Annotated in this window: 15 protein-coding genes; 5 read left to right on the forward strand and 10 right to left on the reverse strand. The window is 57.7% G+C overall.

Translation table 11 applies throughout. From position 1 onward, the window contains the following. Positions 1-234: 234 nt before the first annotated feature. A complete protein-coding gene (gene acnA / locus ASF69_RS16150; RefSeq protein WP_062589224.1) occupies positions 235-2,928 on the reverse strand; it encodes an aconitate hydratase AcnA in 2,694 nt (897 codons plus the stop codon). Positions 2,929-3,199: 271 nt separating this feature from the next. Here acnA and ccmA point away from each other — a divergent pair, with 271 nt between their 5' ends. From ccmA to ASF69_RS16175, 5 genes are all read left to right on the forward strand, one after another. Next, the gene (ccmA, locus tag ASF69_RS16155) at positions 3,200-3,841 is read left to right on the forward strand and encodes a heme ABC exporter ATP-binding protein CcmA (RefSeq protein ID WP_062589226.1); all 642 of its coding nucleotides are present in this window, start codon (positions 3,200-3,202) and stop codon (positions 3,839-3,841) included. 82 nt (positions 3,842-3,923) lie between these two features. Continuing rightward, a complete protein-coding gene (gene ccmB / locus ASF69_RS16160) occupies positions 3,924-4,583 on the forward strand; it encodes a heme exporter protein CcmB (RefSeq protein ID WP_062589227.1) in 660 nt (219 codons plus the stop codon). 45 nt (positions 4,584-4,628) lie between these two features. After that, positions 4,629-5,399: a heme ABC transporter permease gene (locus ASF69_RS16165; protein ID WP_062589228.1), complete on the forward strand. Its 771-nt coding sequence runs from the start codon at positions 4,629-4,631 to the stop codon at positions 5,397-5,399. Further along, positions 5,396-5,569 (forward strand): heme exporter protein CcmD, encoded by a 174-nt coding sequence (gene ccmD, locus ASF69_RS16170; RefSeq protein ID WP_062589229.1) that lies wholly within the window; start codon positions 5,396-5,398, stop codon positions 5,567-5,569. Before ASF69_RS16165 ends, ccmD begins: the two co-directional genes overlap by 4 nt. After that, the gene (locus tag ASF69_RS16175; protein ID WP_062589230.1) at positions 5,566-6,168 is read left to right on the forward strand and encodes a DsbE family thiol:disulfide interchange protein; all 603 of its coding nucleotides are present in this window, start codon (positions 5,566-5,568) and stop codon (positions 6,166-6,168) included. The genes ccmD and ASF69_RS16175 overlap by 4 nt, the downstream gene beginning before the upstream one ends. 48 nt (positions 6,169-6,216) lie before the next feature. Here ASF69_RS16175 and ASF69_RS16180 read toward each other — a convergent pair whose 3' ends face one another. The 9 genes from ASF69_RS16180 to ASF69_RS16220 form a co-directional block, all read right to left on the reverse strand. Then, positions 6,217-6,804, reverse strand: coding sequence for a DUF2585 domain-containing protein (locus tag ASF69_RS16180; RefSeq protein WP_062589231.1), 588 nt, complete (start codon positions 6,802-6,804; stop codon positions 6,217-6,219). Beyond that, a complete protein-coding gene (locus ASF69_RS16185; protein ID WP_062589232.1) occupies positions 6,801-7,451 on the reverse strand; it encodes a septation protein A in 651 nt (216 codons plus the stop codon). Before ASF69_RS16185 ends, ASF69_RS16180 begins: the two co-directional genes overlap by 4 nt. A 2-nt stretch (positions 7,452-7,453) precedes the next feature. Next, positions 7,454-8,899 (reverse strand): signal recognition particle-docking protein FtsY, encoded by a 1,446-nt coding sequence (gene ftsY / locus ASF69_RS16190; protein ID WP_062589319.1) that lies wholly within the window; start codon positions 8,897-8,899, stop codon positions 7,454-7,456. 20 nt (positions 8,900-8,919) lie between these two features. Further along, on the reverse strand, positions 8,920-10,194 hold the full coding sequence (gene mtaB, locus ASF69_RS16195; RefSeq protein ID WP_062589233.1) for a tRNA (N(6)-L-threonylcarbamoyladenosine(37)-C(2))-methylthiotransferase MtaB: 1,275 nt from the start codon (positions 10,192-10,194) through the stop codon (positions 8,920-8,922). Beyond that, positions 10,191-11,093: a diaminopimelate epimerase gene (gene dapF, locus ASF69_RS16200; protein WP_062589234.1), complete on the reverse strand. Its 903-nt coding sequence runs from the start codon at positions 11,091-11,093 to the stop codon at positions 10,191-10,193. Before dapF ends, mtaB begins: the two co-directional genes overlap by 4 nt. Before the next feature lie 127 nt (positions 11,094-11,220). Continuing rightward, a complete protein-coding gene (locus ASF69_RS16205) occupies positions 11,221-12,498 on the reverse strand; it encodes an L-fuconate dehydratase (RefSeq protein WP_062589235.1) in 1,278 nt (425 codons plus the stop codon). A 60-nt stretch (positions 12,499-12,558) separates the two neighbouring features. Beyond that, positions 12,559-13,569, reverse strand: coding sequence for a zinc-binding alcohol dehydrogenase family protein (locus tag ASF69_RS16210; RefSeq protein ID WP_062589236.1), 1,011 nt, complete (start codon positions 13,567-13,569; stop codon positions 12,559-12,561). A gap of 3 nt (positions 13,570-13,572) precedes the next feature. Beyond that, a complete protein-coding gene (locus tag ASF69_RS16215) occupies positions 13,573-14,394 on the reverse strand; it encodes an amidohydrolase (protein ID WP_062589237.1) in 822 nt (273 codons plus the stop codon). Further along, positions 14,391-15,410 (reverse strand): aldo/keto reductase, encoded by a 1,020-nt coding sequence (locus ASF69_RS16220; RefSeq protein ID WP_062589238.1) that lies wholly within the window; start codon positions 15,408-15,410, stop codon positions 14,391-14,393. The genes ASF69_RS16215 and ASF69_RS16220 overlap by 4 nt, the downstream gene beginning before the upstream one ends. Positions 15,411-15,450: the final 40 nt, after the last annotated feature.

Here is a 15,450-nt window from a genome sequence, read left to right on the forward strand (position 1 = left end):
CGAAATTCAGAGACCCGTATTTGAGAGACATTGCGAGAACCCTTGCCTGGACATTTTTCCAGACTATTGATGCAATCAATTCATGTCGGGAAGCCGATGGCGAAAATAACGCCTAAGCCTCTTCAATGGAAAGTCACGATGGGGTGAGGCAATAGTCAGCACGACCATCGCACTACCTTTCACGCAAAAACGCCGGGATTGCTCCCGGCGTTCAAACTTCATCAGGCGTGCGCCTTAGGCGGCCAGATCGCGAAGAACGGTCTGCAGAATGCCACCATTGTTCATGTAGATCACTTCATCCAGCGTATCGATGCGGCAAAGAAGCGGAACTTCCTTCACGCTGCCGTCACCGTAGGTGATCTTGGCAATCTTTTTCTCGCGTGGCTTGATATCGCCTTCGAGACCGTCGATCTCCACGGTTTCATCGCCCTTGAGGTTGAGGCTCGCCCATGTCGTGCCTTCTTCGAAGACGAACGGCACAACGCCCATTCCGACGAGGTTGGAGCGGTGAATACGCTCGAACGACTGCGCAATCACGGCCTTCACGCCCAAAAGGTTGGTACCCTTGGCAGCCCAGTCACGCGAGGAGCCGTTACCATATTCCACACCGGCAAAGATGACGAGCGGAACGCCCTCAGCCTTATACTGCATGGCCGCATCGTAAATCGACATTTCTTCCTTGGACGGATAATGGATGGTGTAGCCACCTTCCTTGCCGTTTGGCCCAAGCATATGGTTGCGGATACGGATGTTGGCGAAGGTGCCGCGCATCATCACTTCGTGGTTACCACGGCGCGTACCGTACTGGTTGAAGTCTGCAACCGCCACGCCGTTTCCGGTGAGGTAGGCACCTGCAGGGGATGCTGCCTTGATCGAACCGGCCGGAGAAATATGGTCGGTGGTGATCTTGTCGCCGAAGAGACCGAGAACGCGCGCACCCTTGATGTTCTTCAGGCCTGTGCCGGTCTTGCCCATGCCCACGAAGTAAGGAGGGTTCTGGACATAGGTCGACTTGTCGTCCCACGCATAGGTCTGGCCCGGAGGAACCTGAACGGCCTGCCAGTTTTCATCACCCTTGAAGACGTCCGCGTACTTGGACTCGTAGAGTTCACGCGTGACATATTTCAGGATGAATTCCTGGATTTCTGCCGATGTCGGCCAGATATCCTTCAGGAAAACAGGCTGTCCGTCAGAACCCGTGCCGATCGGCTCCTTGGTCAGATCCTTCTGGACCGTACCGGCCAGCGCGTAGGCAACGACGAGCGGAGGCGAAGCGAGGTAGTTCGCCTGAACGTCGGGCGAGATACGGCCTTCAAAGTTACGGTTGCCGGAGAGGACGCCCGCGGTAATCAGACCCTTGTCGTTGATGGTCTTTGAGATCGGTGATGGCAGCGGACCGGAGTTACCGATGCAGGTCGTGCAGCCAAAGCCAACAAGGTTGAAGCCGATGGCGTCCAGGTCCTTCTGCAGACCGGATTTTGCAAGATATTCACCAACGACCTGAGATCCAGGTGCAAGCGATGTCTTGACCCAAGGCTTGGATGTCAGACCCTTTGCAACGGCGTTGCGGGCCAGAAGACCAGCGGCGATCAGAACCGATGGGTTTGACGTGTTGGTGCAGGACGTGATCGCAGCGATGGCGACGTCGCCATGGCCCAGATCGAAGTCCTCGCCTTCAACCGCATAGCGCGTGTCGAGCTGGCCGGGCTTCTTATAGTCGTTTTCGAGCGCCGTTGCGAAATTAGGTGCAATGGTTTCGAGCGGCAGACGGCCTTCCGGACGCTTCGGGCCAGCCATGGATGGCACAACGTCGCCGAGGTCGAGTTCCAGCGTGTCGGTGAAGACGAGATCGGCACCATCGCCGGTACGCCACATGTCCTGCGCCCTGGAATAGGCCTCGACCAACGCGATGCGGTCCTTGGTGCGGCCAGACATGGTGAGGTAGTTGATGGTTTCGCCGTCAACCGGGAAGAAGCCGCATGTCGCGCCGTATTCAGGGCCCATGTTGCCGATGGTCGCACGGTCGGCCAGCGTCATCGAATCAAGGCCGGGGCCGAAGAATTCAACGAACTTGGAAACCACGCCCTTCTTGCGCAGCATCTGAACGACTGTCAGCACGAGGTCGGTCGCGGTAACGCCTTCCTTGACCTTGCCCGTCAGCTTGAAGCCGATGACTTCAGGCAGAAGCATGGAAACCGGCTGGCCAAGCATGGCCGCTTCAGCTTCGATACCGCCAACGCCCCAGCCCAGAACGCCCAGACCGTTGATCATGGTCGTGTGGCTGTCGGTGCCGACGCATGTGTCGGGGTAAGCGATGGTCTCGCCGTCTTCTTCCTTGGTCCAGACCGTCTGGCCGAGATATTCGAGGTTGACCTGGTGACAGATGCCTGTGCCAGGAGGAACAACGCGGAAGTTCTGGAACGCCTGCTGGCCCCACTTGAGGAAGCGGTAACGCTCGCCATTGCGCTGATATTCCAGCTCGACGTTGCGGGCGAAGGCATTTGGCGTGCCGAATTCGTCAACGATGACCGAGTGGTCGATGACCAGATCGACCGGAACCAGCGGATTGATCTTCTCGGGATCGCCACCGAGAGCAACCATCGCATCACGCATGGCAGCCAGATCGACGACTGCGGGAACGCCGGTAAAGTCCTGCATCAGAACGCGGGCAGGGCGGTAGGCAATCTCGTTTTCAACACGGCCCTTGTTGTTGAGCCACTCTGCAACAGCAAGAATATGATCTTTGGTAACGGTCTGGCCGTCTTCAAAACGCAGCAGGTTCTCAAGCAGAACCTTCATCGAATATGGAAGTTTGGAAACACCGGCAAGACCGTTCGCTTCCGCCTTCGGCAGGCTGAAATAAACATAATCCTTACCGTCAACGGTAAGAATAGAGCGACAATTGAAACTGTCGAGAGATTTAGCCACGGATAAAAACCCCGCTTCCTCTGATAGCCAACACGCGCGTGCGGACACCTATGCACTCATGCACATCAGGATGCGGGTACGGTCATTTCCGCTGTCCGCACGAGAAGACTGTTTTCACAACCTTCAGGTCCGGCGCTATATGATGATCACGCCGACCGCTGGCGTGGTTGAAAGTCATATAGATAATTTCGTCGAAACGTGCCAGACCGGAAAAACACCTAAATCGATTTTTTTGCATCGAGATGATTAAAATCTTAACCGAGGTCGCCAGATGCTGCTGACAGCAGAAAATCTCTCCGCAAGACGGGGGGAAGACCTGATATTCATGAATATTTCCTTCAAGTTAACGAATGGAGAGGCGCTGGTGTTGACCGGGCCGAATGGTTCGGGAAAATCGACCTTGCTGCGGGTCGTGGCAGGTCTGCTCCGCCCTGAAACGGGTGCGGTAAAGATAGCCGGCAAAGGAATTGCTGATGATATCCCTGCTTGCGAAGCGGCTCATTATCTGGGCCACAAAAACGCGATGAAACAGGAACTGACCGTTCTGGAAAACCTCCAGTTCTGGAAGAGCTTCCTGGGAAATTTCAACCAGGGTGAAGCCTTCGGGATCGATGAGGCCGCAGACATGGTTGGCCTCTCGGGGATCACCCATCTTCCCTTCGGCTATCTCTCGGCGGGCCAGCAAAGACGCTTTGCAATGGCGAAGTTGCTCGTGGCATGGCGACCCGTCTGGATATTGGATGAACCGACCGCAGCGCTTGATTCGCACGCCGATGCCATCTTTGCCGGGTTGATTACAGCTCATCTTGAGCGGGGAGGGATCGTTCTCGCCGCCACGCATCAGCCGCTTGGCTTGCACGATGCCCATCAACTGCAGATGAGCGGCTTTGCAGGAGTGGAAGAAGCGTGGTGAGAAACTCAGTCCTGCAACCGCAGAAACGCCAGGTGCCCGCGATGCGATGTGGTGACGTCTCAAGACAAGAGGTCACTCTGTCATGACCGCGATTTTCCTGCGCGATCTCAAGCTTTCAATCCGCGCTGGCGGCGGGGCGCTGATCGGCGTGCTGTTCTTCATGACTGTCGTCGCCGTTATTCCCTTCGGGGTTGGGCCTGACCTCAATCTCCTGTCACGCATCGGCCCCGCCATTATCTGGATTGGCGCGCTTCTGGCGGCTCTGCTCGGTCTTGACCGCCTGTTTCAGGCAGAACGCGATGACGGATCACTCGACATCATCCTGATGCAGGAGACGCCGCTGGTGCTCACGGTTGCGGTGAAATGCCTTGCGCATTGGACGGCAACCAGCCTGCCGCTGGTGATTGCCTCGCCACTGCTCGGCCTTTTCATGAATATGAGCGAAATTGCCATCGGTGCGGTGATGTTGACCTTGCTGCTTGGCTCCCCTGCACTCACTTTCATTGGTGCAGTGGGCGCTGCGGTGGCCGTAGCCTTGCCGCGCGGCGGTTTGCTGGTATCGATCCTCGTGCTGCCGCTCGCCATTCCCGTATTGATCTTCGGCGTGAGCGCGTCCTATGCGGCAGTTGAGGATCCAGCGCCCTTCATGCCACCCCTGCTTATCCTTGCGGCAATCACGCTATTTTCATCAGTCGTCGGTCCGTTCTTCGCAGCTTTGGCGTTGCGCAGTTCCATGGATTGATAAGGATCAATTGCGGCAATCCCGGTCTCGCTGTAGAAAGACGCCATGAACGATACGAGCCTTGCAATCACCAAATTCAGCGATCTTGCCAATCCCACTCGGTTTCTGGCACTGGTGGCACGTGTTCTGCCCTGGCTTTCAGCGCTGTCGGCGCTCTGTCTGGCCATTGGGCTCTATCTGTCATTCACGACGGATAGCGATTATCAACAGGGCAATACTGTCCGCATCATGTATGTCCATGTGCCTGCAGCCTGGCTATCGATGATGTGCTACACCGTCATGGCGGCGTCGGCCATCGGCACGCTGGTCTGGCGTCACCCCCTGGCGGATGTCAGCCATCGGGCCGCAGCACCCATCGGCGCGGCCTTTACGCTGATTGCACTGGTGACGGGTTCGCTTTGGGGAAAGCCGATGTGGGGAACCTGGTGGGTTTGGGACGCGCGCCTGACCTCGGTCTTCATTCTCTTTTTGATGTATCTGGGCCTTATCGCCTTCAACAAGGCGATGGATGATCCGTCAAAGGCCGCCCGCGTGAGCGCTGTCCTCATTCTCGTCGGTTTCGTGAATATCCCCATCATCAAGTTCTCGGTCGAGTGGTGGAATACGCTGCACCAGCCGGCAAGCGTCATCAGAATGAGCGGGCCGGCGATTGCGCCTGAGTTCCTCTGGCCACTGCTTGTCATGGCGCTGGGCTTCACGCTTCTTTTCTTTACGCTCCATATCGCCGCCATGCGCAACGAAATCCTGCGCAGGCGCATCGCTGCTCAACGACGCCTCGCAGCACGCATGGCAAGCAGGGAGGCAAGCCAGCCATGAGCCATGCATTCTACATTGGCATGTCCTACGCCCTGACAGGGCTGATCACGTTCGCCCTGATTGCCTGGGTATGGCTGGATGGCCGCGCCCGCCGCAAGGAGCTTGCACAGCTTGAGGCATCGGGCATCCGGCGTCGGTCTCGTCGCAATTCTCCGGAAGCCAAAGCATGACAGATAAAAGTGAGCCTGCGACCGCTGCAACGGGTAAAAAGGCGCGGATATTTTTGGCCTTCCTGCCGCTGGTTGCCTTTGCAGGTTTCGCCGCCATCGCCGCTAAGATGCTGTATGAGCAAGACGTCAACGGCCTCGATGTCAGCGCAATTCCCTCTGCCCTGATCAATACACAGGCACCCAAACTGGCCCTGCCGCCGCTCGATGGTTCCGGCCTGCCAGCCCTGGATGATGCGGCCATAAAGGGCAAGGTCACCCTCGTGAACGTCTTTGCATCCTGGTGCGTGCCATGCCGGCAGGAGCACCCGATGTTGAAGGAGATGTCCAAAGACGAGCGACTGAATGTGGTCGGCATAAATTACAAGGACAAAACCGAAAACGCACTGCGGTTCTTAGGTGAGCTTGGGAACCCCTATGCTGCAATCGGCACCGATCCAAACGGCAAAGCTGCCATCGATTGGGGTGTCTATGGCATTCCGGAAACCTATCTGGTCGATAGGAACGGCATCATCGTCTACAAGAAGGTTGGCCCGATAGACGCCGCAACCTATGAACGCGACATCATCCCAGCGATAGAAAAGGCTGTCGCGGGCGATTGAGGCCGGATTTTAGAGATTTCCCTTGGTAGATGGAAACGCTTCAGCCCATCACAACGCGTTTTGCCACGTCTTGATGGATTCGATGGGAGCGACGAGCATCAGGACATTCAGCGTCAGATTGTCCCGGATCAGCCAGGCGGTCAGTATCTCGAAGAAGATGGCGACGAGAATTGTCAGCCAGACCGGCACGCGAGCGGCGAAGAAAAAGCCAAGCACCATGAAAACGGTGTCCATCGCGGAATTGAGGATACTGTCACCGGCGTAGCCGAGCGCCATGGTCGCTGTGCGATATCGATCGATGATAACAGGTGAGTTTTCCAGAATTTCCCACGCTGCCTCAATGAGAACAGCAAGCGAGAGCCTCATGGACAAGGGCTTCTGACGCAGCAACAGCCAGGCGAACCAGTAGAACAGGAAGCCGTGTATGATGTGGGATGGCGTGTACCAGTCGGCGAGGTGCTGGGAATTGCCTGGCGTGTTTACGCCCGGCTCAAACAACTTGACGTAACCGCACTCGCAGATGGGAAGACGCCCCATGAGGTACAGGACAAGGACTTGTACCAGAAGCAACGCTGCTGCCACGACATACCACTTGTGCGACGAGGAGCGAGAGGGAGACGTCCCGGCGAGCGTCATGGCTTGTCCTTGTTCAGCGGCTCAACGGAGTGCCGCATGATGAGGGGCATCTGCGCCATCGTGAAAATGATGGTGATCGGCATGGTTCCCCAAACCTTGAAGGCAACCCATGTATCCGTAGAGAAGCCGCGCCAGACAACCTCATTGAGAACGGCTAGAAACAAAAAGAAAAATCCCCAGCGAATGGTCAACTTGCGCCAACCTTCGTCATTCAGCTTGAACGCGGAGTTGAAGACATAACCGAGCAAAGACTGGCCAAACAGTAACCCACCCAGGAGAATGACGCCAAAGAGCGCATTGACGATGGTCGGCTTCATCTTGATGAAGGTGTCGTTCTGGAGGTAGAGCGTCAGCGCGCCGAAGACCAGAACGACCAGACCCGAAATCAACGGCATCATGGGCAGCGTACGCGTAAGAAGCCAGGACACCGTCAGCGCCAAGGCTGTCGCGCACATGAAAAGGCCGGTCGCGATGAATATCGGACCGCCGAACTCCGTCAAGACAGGGAAGGTCTTCGCCAGCCACTCCCCACGTGAGTTTGCGAAGAAAAATACCAGCAGCGGGCCGAGCTCCAGCACGAACTTGAGCAGCGGGCTGATCTCGCGGACCATTTTTTCGCTTTCGCGCTGATTGCTTTCCACATCCATTGTCAAACTCCTGCAATCGCTTTGGCGAAATCTTCCGCCTCGAAGGGCTCCAGATCGTCCACGCCTTCGCCAACGCCGATGAAATACACCGGCAGCTTATGCTTTGCAGCAATAGCAACCAGAATGCCACCTCGGGCCGTGCCATCCAATTTTGTCATAATCAGGCCGGAGACACCCGCGACATTCCGGAATATCTCCACCTGGTTCATTGCGTTTTGCCCCGTGGTCGCGTCCAACGTCTGCAGCACCGTATGCGGTGCGTCGGGATCGAGCTTGCCAAGCACTCGAACGATCTTCTCGAGCTCAGCCATCAATTCCGTCTTGTTTTGTAAGCGACCGGCCGTATCGATGATGAGGACGTCGCTTTTCCTGGCGCGCGCCTGCTCATAGGCATCGTAGGCGAGGCCCGCAGCATCGGCACCGAGCTTGGTTCCGACGAATTCCGAGCCGGTGCGATCCGCCCAGATTTTCAGCTGTTCGATGGCCGCAGCGCGGAATGTATCGCCTGCCGCAAGCATGACCTTCAGGCCAGAGCCGGAAAGCTTGGCGGCCAGCTTGCCGATGGTCGTCGTCTTGCCCGTACCATTGACGCCGACGACGAGGATGACATGCGGCTTGTGCGAAAGATCAAGCTCAAGTGGTTTGGCCACCGGTGCAAGAACCTTGGTAATTTCGCCCGCCATGATCCGGGCGACATCTTCACCGCTGACATCCTTGCCATAACGTTCTAACGACAATGCGCCGGTGATGCGCATGGCTGTCTCGACACCGAGATCGGATTGAATCAGCAGGTCTTCCAGCTCATCCAGCGTATCTTCATCCAGCTTGCGCTTGGTAAAAAGAGCCGAGATCTGGCTGGTGAGTTGCAGCGATGTCCGGGAAAGCCCGGCGCGCAGGCGCTGGAACCAGGTCAACTTCTGCTCGGGTTCCGGCTCTACCGGCTCGATCCGCTCACTTGCGGTGCTGAAGCCCTTCGGAAGAACGGCAGGGGTTGGAATGTCGTCAGTGGCCGTCGCGTCTTCTGCCTCATCGAGCAGCCTGTCCATCGCTGCATCATCCAGCGGCGCGTCGGCTGCTGGCACTGGCTCGTTGAGGTCAGCGCCTTCATCCAGCGCTTGCGCTTCAGCTTGCAGCAGAGACAATGGTACCATGCCCATATCGCCGACTTGTTCCGGCCCGGGCAGAAGCGGCGCGTCTTCCTCTTCGCCGTTGCTATCTGGGCCGTCGCTGGCGTCTTGCTCATCAGGAGAAGGGCCTCCTGCAGTCTCCATTTCGACGGGTAAAACGGGATCTTCTGCCAAAGGCGCGTGCGCTTCGGCTTCTACAAGCACCTGCTCGAATGATGAGGCTTCGCTGACACCCTCAGGCGTGACGTCGCTGTCCGGTCTGTCCGTCTCAGCCTTTTCCTTGCCGAACGAAAAAACTTTTTTGATGAAGCCAAGGGCCATGACGTTTCCGCATCTCTCATTCACGCAGCTTGCGCCGCCAGACATTTCATCTCTAGATGGTTTCCGTTGTGCCCCGTAATCACCACCTGCGCAAGGGTGCGTGGCGCAAGTTGGGGCGCCGCGACAAGGGTGAAATTGTCGGTATGGGCAAAGCCGTTATTCTCGACAAGGATGGTCTGGTGACTATCGACCATTCCATCCATATGAGCAGACCGCAACACCTCGGCGCGCTGGCGAAGCCGCGCAGCTCTTTCCTTGATCACGGAGCGATCGAGTTGTGGCATACGGGCTGCAGGCGTGCCGGGACGCGGACTATAGGGAAACACATGCAGGCTGGACAGGCCGCATTCCTCGGCCAGACTTGCCGCATTCTCAAACATTTCCTCGGTTTCGGTCGGGAAACCGGCGATCATATCCGCGCCAAAGGCAATATCGGGCCTGAGTGCCCTCACGTCGCGACAGAAGCGGATGGCGTCGCTGCGCATGTGCCGACGCTTCATTCGCTTGAGGATCATGTCATCACCATGCTGGAGAGACAGATGAAGATGCGGCATGAAGCGGGGCTCGTCGGCGATCAGATCCAGCAAATGCCGGTCGGCCTCGATGCTGTCGATAGACGACAATCTGAGACGCAGGATTTCCGGCACCTGCTTCAACAGCGTCTTTGCGAGATAGCCGAGCGTCGGTTCTCCCGGCAGGTCGGCACCATAGCTAGTCGCATCGACGCCGGTCAGCACGACCTCTCGATAGCCGTTTTCCGTCAGCTTGCGGGCCTGATCCACCACGGCACCCATCGGCACCGAGCGGGAATTGCCACGCCCGTAAGGAATGACGCAGAAGGTGCAGCGGTGATCGCAGCCATTCTGCACCTGAATGAAGGCGCGCACGTGCCCGTCAATATGCTTGATCATCTGCGGCGCGGTGGCGCGCACGCTCATGATATCGTTGACGCGCAGCTTTTCTTCCGCCGATACGCCGAAATCGGGAAGGGCGCGGTAGGAAGCGCTCTTCAGCTTTTCCTCATTTCCGAGCACAGCATCGACTTCCGGCATCTCGGCGAAGGTTTCCTTCTCCGTCTGCGCGGCACAGCCGGTGACGATGATACGAGCGTGGGGATTTTCGCGCCGTGCACGGCGAATGGCGGAGCGCGCCTGACGCACTGCTTCGCCTGTCACGGCGCAGGTGTTGACCAGCACGGCATTGTTCAGCCCCGCCTTCTCGGCCTCTGCCCGCATCACTTCCGATTCATAGGTGTTGAGGCGGCAGCCCAAGGTTATGACCTCGACGCCGCTCATAGGGCCGCCTTTTCGCCGCCCACGTCGCGCTGCCACGTCCCCGTTTTCGGATCCACCGTTCCGGACCACTCCCATTCCGCAGGTCCGGTCATCACGACATGGTTGTCCTCGCGCCACTCGATTTTAAGCGGGATGCGCACCGGACTGGAGGCGACATCGATTTCGACGGTGCGACCGGTTCGCCCCGTGCGGGCTGCTGAAACGGCGGCAGCACAGGCAGCAGAGCCACATGCGAGCGTTAAGCCTGCGCCGCGCTCGAAGGTACGGGTGCGCAACGCGCCTTCGGATATGACCTGCGCCAAGGTGATATTGGCCTTTTCAGGAAACATTGGATGGCTCTCAAGGAGAGGGCCAAAGCGTTCCAGATCAAAGGTCATCGGATCGCGATCAACCCAGAATACCGCATGCGGGTTGCCCATGGACATGGCGGCGGGCGAGTGCAGGATCGGATCGTCGATCGGTCCAATCTGCAGTTCGATGCGGCTGGTATCGTGAAACTCTTCCGCCAGGGGAATGTCGTTCCAGCGAAAGCGCGGCAATCCCATATCGACGGATATCATTCCGTCTTCATGCTCGGACGCGTTGAGAATGCCAGCGACCGTCTGGAATGTGAAAGCCTTCCTGCCTGTTTCGGACGCCAGCGCCTGGACAACACAGCGCGTCCCGTTGCCACAGGCCTGCGCCTTCGTGCCATCGCAATTCAAGATATCGATATAGGCATCCGTTCCCTCAAGTTTCGGGTCGTGGATTGCCATGATCTGATCGAAGGCGGTTTCGGCATCGGCGGCCAGCGCAATCGCAGCCTCTGGCGTGACCAGATCCTTGCGTCCGCGCATGTCAATGACCAGGATCTTGTTTCCAAGACCGTTCATCTTCGCAAATTCTACCGTGTTTACCATCATCCTGAACCTGTAAGGGGCAAGTGCGCAGTCTGGCTGGCGCAATTGCCTCTATATGGCGGAAATGGCGGTAAATTACCAGTGCGCGGCGACGATCCTGTCCATGCCGGAATTCGAGCGGCCAGCGCTATCCCGCAAAGGTATAGGCCGTGATCGACTCCGGCTTCATTTCGATGGAAAATCCGGGACGTTTCGGTGGCATATAGGCGGCATCCCTAATGTCGCAGGGCTCCAGAAAATGCTCATGCAGGTGATCGACATATTCGATGACGCGTCCCTGCTTGGTTCCCGAGATGACGAGGTAATCTATCATCGACAGGTGCTGGACATATTCACAAAGCCCAACGCCGCCTGCATGTGGCCAGACGGGGAGATCATACTTGGCGGCGATCAGCAGCACTGCCAACACTTCATTCAGTCCACCCATGCGGCAGGAATCGATCTGGACAACATCGATAGCGCCCTCGGCTATGAATTGCTTGAACATGATGCGGTTCTGGCACATTTCACCGGTTGCGACCTTCACATCTCCAATGGACTGGCGGATCTTGCGGTGACCGGCAATGTCGTCGGGGCTGGTCGGCTCCTCTATGAAAAAGGGCTTTGCAAAGGCAAGCTGGTTGACCCACTCAATGGCCTGATCGACTTCCCAAACCTGATTGGCGTCGATCATCAGATACCGGTCCGGCCCGATGACCTCGCGCGCGATGGTCAGCCGGCGGATGTCGTCGGCCAGATCCCGGCCGACCTTCATCTTGACGTGGTTGAATCCGGCATCAATCGCCTCCTGGCAGAGACGACGCAGCTTCTCGTCATCATAGCCCAGCCAACCGGCAGAGGTCGTATAGCAGGCATAACCTTCGTTTTTGAGGGTTTCAACACGTTGCGCCTTGCCGCCCTCAGCCTTGCGGAGGATGGCAACAGCCTCATCCCGCGTCAGCACATCCGTGAGGTAACGGTAATCAACGATATCGGCGATCTCTTCCGGGCCCATGTCGGCTACCAGTTGCCACACCGGCTTGCCGGCGCTTTTTGCCAAGAGATCCCACACCGCATTCACAACCGCGCCTGTCGCCAGATGCATTGCGCCCTTGTCCGGTCCAATCCAGCGAAGCTGGCTGTCGCTGGTCAGGTGCCGCCAATATTGGCCGGGATTGTCGAGCACCGTTGAGAGCTCGGTGCCGACCACGAGATGACGCATCGCCTCGATAGCCATGCAGCAGATGTCGTTCCCGCGTCCGATGGTAAATGTCAGGCCATGACCCTTCAGGGTCTCGTCGTCCGTATCCAGAATGACATAGGCCGCCGAATAATCGGGGTCCGGGTTCATCGCATCGGAACCATCGAGGCTTTGTGAGGTGGGAAAGCGCAAGTCAAAAACGCGCAGGTCTGTGATTTTGGTCATGGCCGTTTACTCGCGGTCTGGAGGTCATAATTCTGATGCCTGGCAGGCAGGGTGAATGGATCAGGCCACTTCAACCATGCCCTTGATGACGCCAGCTTTCGGGTTCGTCAGGTCAGCAAAACGGGAGGGAACATCGGCAAGCGCCATGCGGTGGGTAATCAAGCTCTCGGGCACGTTGCCCGCACGCTGCGCCGCGAGCACTGTCTGAAAGTCCTCGATCGTCGCATTGCGACTTCCAAGCAGCGTCGTTTCGCGCTTGTGGAATTCCGGGTCGTTGAAGGTGATGTCGCTGGCGACGATGGACACAAGCACATAGGAGCCACCATGGCCAACAAAGGAGAAGCCGCGTTCCATGGCCTTCGGATTGCCCGTGGCATCGAAAACCACGTCGAAGAAATCTCCACCGGTGATATCGGAAAGCGCGTCCCTGTCGCCATCGCCCAGCTGGACGATATGGGCGACACCCAACTGTTCCTTGCAGAAGTCCAGCCGGTCGCTGCGACTGTCGATCATGGTCACAACACCGCCGTTCAGCACGGCAAAGACCGCAACCGCCATGCCAATGGGGCCAGCACCGACGATAAGAACGGACTGATCCCTTTCCACCGACGCACGCCGCACCGCATGCGCGCCAATGGCAAGGAACTCGGTCATCGCTGCCTGATCGAGACTGAGGCCTTCAGCCTTGAGGACGAATTGCTGGGGTACACTCAGATATTCCACCATGCCGCCGTCACGGTGGACACCCAGGACACCGATATTGCGGCAGCAATTGCTCTTGCCCTTGATGCAGGCGCTGCACGTTCCGCAAGAAATGTAGGGCATGATGGTGACGACATCACCTGAAGATAGCGCGCTACCCTGTGGAGCTTCCTCTACCGTGCCGGAGAGTTCGTGCCCCATGATGCGCGGGTAGGAGAGGTAAGGCTGGTTGCCGGTGAAAATGTGCAGATCTGTTCCGCAAACGCCGATGCGGCGGATGCGCACGAGAACCTCACCTTCGCCACGATGGGGCTTTGGCAGTTCCTTCGCGCAAAGCAGTCCGGGTTTATCGCAAAAAATCGCCAGCATAGGTCACCTGTCAGAAAGAGAATAAAATCGAACGGCATTTGCGCCAAAAATTGCTTCGTGATGGATAGGGGGAATGATGTCCCGGCAGAAATTCAGCCAGTCCTGATAGTCGCCAGCCAGACGCAACACCGGCCAGTCACTCCCGAAGATCACACGCTGCGGGCCGAAAAGATCCAGAATGGTTTCAGCGTAAGGACGTACGGCCTCAAGCTTTTGTTCTCCCCGTTCCGTCAATAACCCTGAAAGCTTGCAGTAAACGTTGGGAAGACTTGCAAGCGCCGCCATATCGCAACGCCAGGCGCTATAATGCCCGCTTGCAATCAGGGGCTTGGCGCCGTGGTCGATAACGACCGGCAGCGCTGGGTAACGGCGGGCAAAGCGGAGGAGGTCTTCCAGCTGCGCCGGGCGAACCAGTGCATCGAAGACAAGATTGCTCTTGATCAGGGCCGTGATGGCAGGTTCCAACGCAGCGTCACAGATCCAGCCTATGTCTGCAATGTCCTGCAGCATGGGTCGAACACCCTTGAAGGCCGGATGGGACGAACGGTGCGCTATCTGCTCCGGCGCATCCTCGGCCTTCAGGTCTACCCAGCCGACAACAGCCTTGATGAAGCTATGGCCGTCCGCCAGGTCCAGCATAAAGTCGGTGTCGGCATCCGTCTCCATTGTCTGCACCAGCACCGTTCCATCCACCCCGGCCTTTCCGATCAGCGGCAGGAGGTCGTCGGGCAGAAAGTCACGATAGATCGCGTCCAGAGACGCGGGCGGCCATTGGCCATCACGGTCCTTAAGACGCCAGAAATGCTGGTGGGCATCGATGATCATGATGACGCCCTGGCCCGTGGTACGGGTGCCCCTTCGGCAATCAATCCCCGCTTCTCCAGTTCGCTCCAGAACTCGGCGGGAATGTCCTGCTCAAACCATTCAATGTTTGAGGAGAGCTGGGCCGCGTTGCGCGCGCCGGAGACAACCGTAACGCAGGCAGGGTGCGCCAACGGGAATTGCAATGCGGCAGCTTGCAGCGAAACCCCCATTTCATCGCAGGCGTCATGCAGGGCATCGACCTTTGCAAGGATATCGGAGGGCGCATCGGCATAGTTGAACTTGCGATTTCCCGCGAGAATCCCGGAATTGAAGGCACCGGCTGCGACGATGGCGACGCCCCGCGCTGCACAGGTATCCATGAAAGCCAGGCTATCCTGCTCCAGCAGCGTATAGCGACCGGCAAGCATCGCCACGTCGATATCGAAAATCTCCAAAGCATCGCGGACGACTTCCCATTCGTTGACGCCCAACCCGACGGCTCCGGTGGAGCCTTCATCCCGAAGTTTCGCAAGCGCCTTGAAACCTCCGCCACTCGTCAACTGGTCCCAGTAATGCGCGTGCCTGTCCCCATGTGTGACGGTACCGATGTCGTGAATGTAGAGAATATCCGGCTTCAGAATACCAAGACGCTGCTGACTGGCCTCAAAGGACCGAAGAATTCCGTCGTAGGAATAATCATAGACCGGACGGAAGGGCAGGGGGGCGACATAGGCATCTTCCTCCGGACCTACGGTATCATCCGGCACCATGACACGTCCAACCTTGGTGCTCAGCGTATAGTCTGAACGCTCATGCTCCGTCACCATGGTGCCGAGGCGGCGCTCCGAGCGCGTGTAGCCGTAAAAGGGAGCGGTATCGAAATATCGTATCCCGTGTTCCCAGGCCGTATCGAAAGCACCTTTCGATTCTTCATAGGGCGTGACGCGGTACAGGTTTCCCATTTGCGCGCAACCAAGGCCCATGACTGTGACATCCACATCCCGGCGCGGAATTTTACGTTTTTCGGAGACTTTCATCGCGCTACTCTCACATCTGGATCAGGGCAGGGAGAGCGAC

The organism is Rhizobium sp. Leaf311, assembly GCF_001423445.1.
In the GTDB taxonomy this organism is placed as follows: Bacteria; Pseudomonadota; Alphaproteobacteria; order Rhizobiales; family Rhizobiaceae; genus Agrobacterium.

Bases quoted from the DNA above. Each gene is read 5' to 3' on its own strand.
- ccmA (WP_062589226.1), top strand. From the start codon at position 3,200: ATGCTGCTGACAGCAGAAAATCTCTCCGCAAGACGGGGGGAAGACCTG.
- ccmB (WP_062589227.1), top strand. From the start codon at position 3,924: ATGACCGCGATTTTCCTGCGCGATCTCAAGCTTTCAATCCGCGCTGGC.
- ASF69_RS16165 (WP_062589228.1), top strand. From the start codon at position 4,629: ATGAACGATACGAGCCTTGCAATCACCAAATTCAGCGATCTTGCCAAT.
- ccmD (WP_062589229.1), top strand. From the start codon at position 5,396: ATGAGCCATGCATTCTACATTGGCATGTCCTACGCCCTGACAGGGCTG.
- ASF69_RS16175 (WP_062589230.1), top strand. From the start codon at position 5,566: ATGACAGATAAAAGTGAGCCTGCGACCGCTGCAACGGGTAAAAAGGCG.
- ASF69_RS16180 (WP_062589231.1), bottom strand. From the start codon at position 6,804: ATGACGCTCGCCGGGACGTCTCCCTCTCGCTCCTCGTCGCACAAGTGG.
- ASF69_RS16185 (WP_062589232.1), bottom strand. From the start codon at position 7,451: ATGGATGTGGAAAGCAATCAGCGCGAAAGCGAAAAAATGGTCCGCGAG.
- ftsY (WP_062589319.1), bottom strand. From the start codon at position 8,899: ATGGCCCTTGGCTTCATCAAAAAAGTTTTTTCGTTCGGCAAGGAAAAG.
- mtaB (WP_062589233.1), bottom strand. From the start codon at position 10,194: ATGAGCGGCGTCGAGGTCATAACCTTGGGCTGCCGCCTCAACACCTAT.
- dapF (WP_062589234.1), bottom strand. From the start codon at position 11,093: ATGGTAAACACGGTAGAATTTGCGAAGATGAACGGTCTTGGAAACAAG.
- ASF69_RS16205 (WP_062589235.1), bottom strand. From the start codon at position 12,498: ATGACCAAAATCACAGACCTGCGCGTTTTTGACTTGCGCTTTCCCACC.
- ASF69_RS16210 (WP_062589236.1), bottom strand. From the start codon at position 13,569: ATGCTGGCGATTTTTTGCGATAAACCCGGACTGCTTTGCGCGAAGGAA.
- ASF69_RS16215 (WP_062589237.1), bottom strand. From the start codon at position 14,394: ATGATCATCGATGCCCACCAGCATTTCTGGCGTCTTAAGGACCGTGAT.
- ASF69_RS16220 (WP_062589238.1), bottom strand. From the start codon at position 15,410: ATGAAAGTCTCCGAAAAACGTAAAATTCCGCGCCGGGATGTGGATGTC.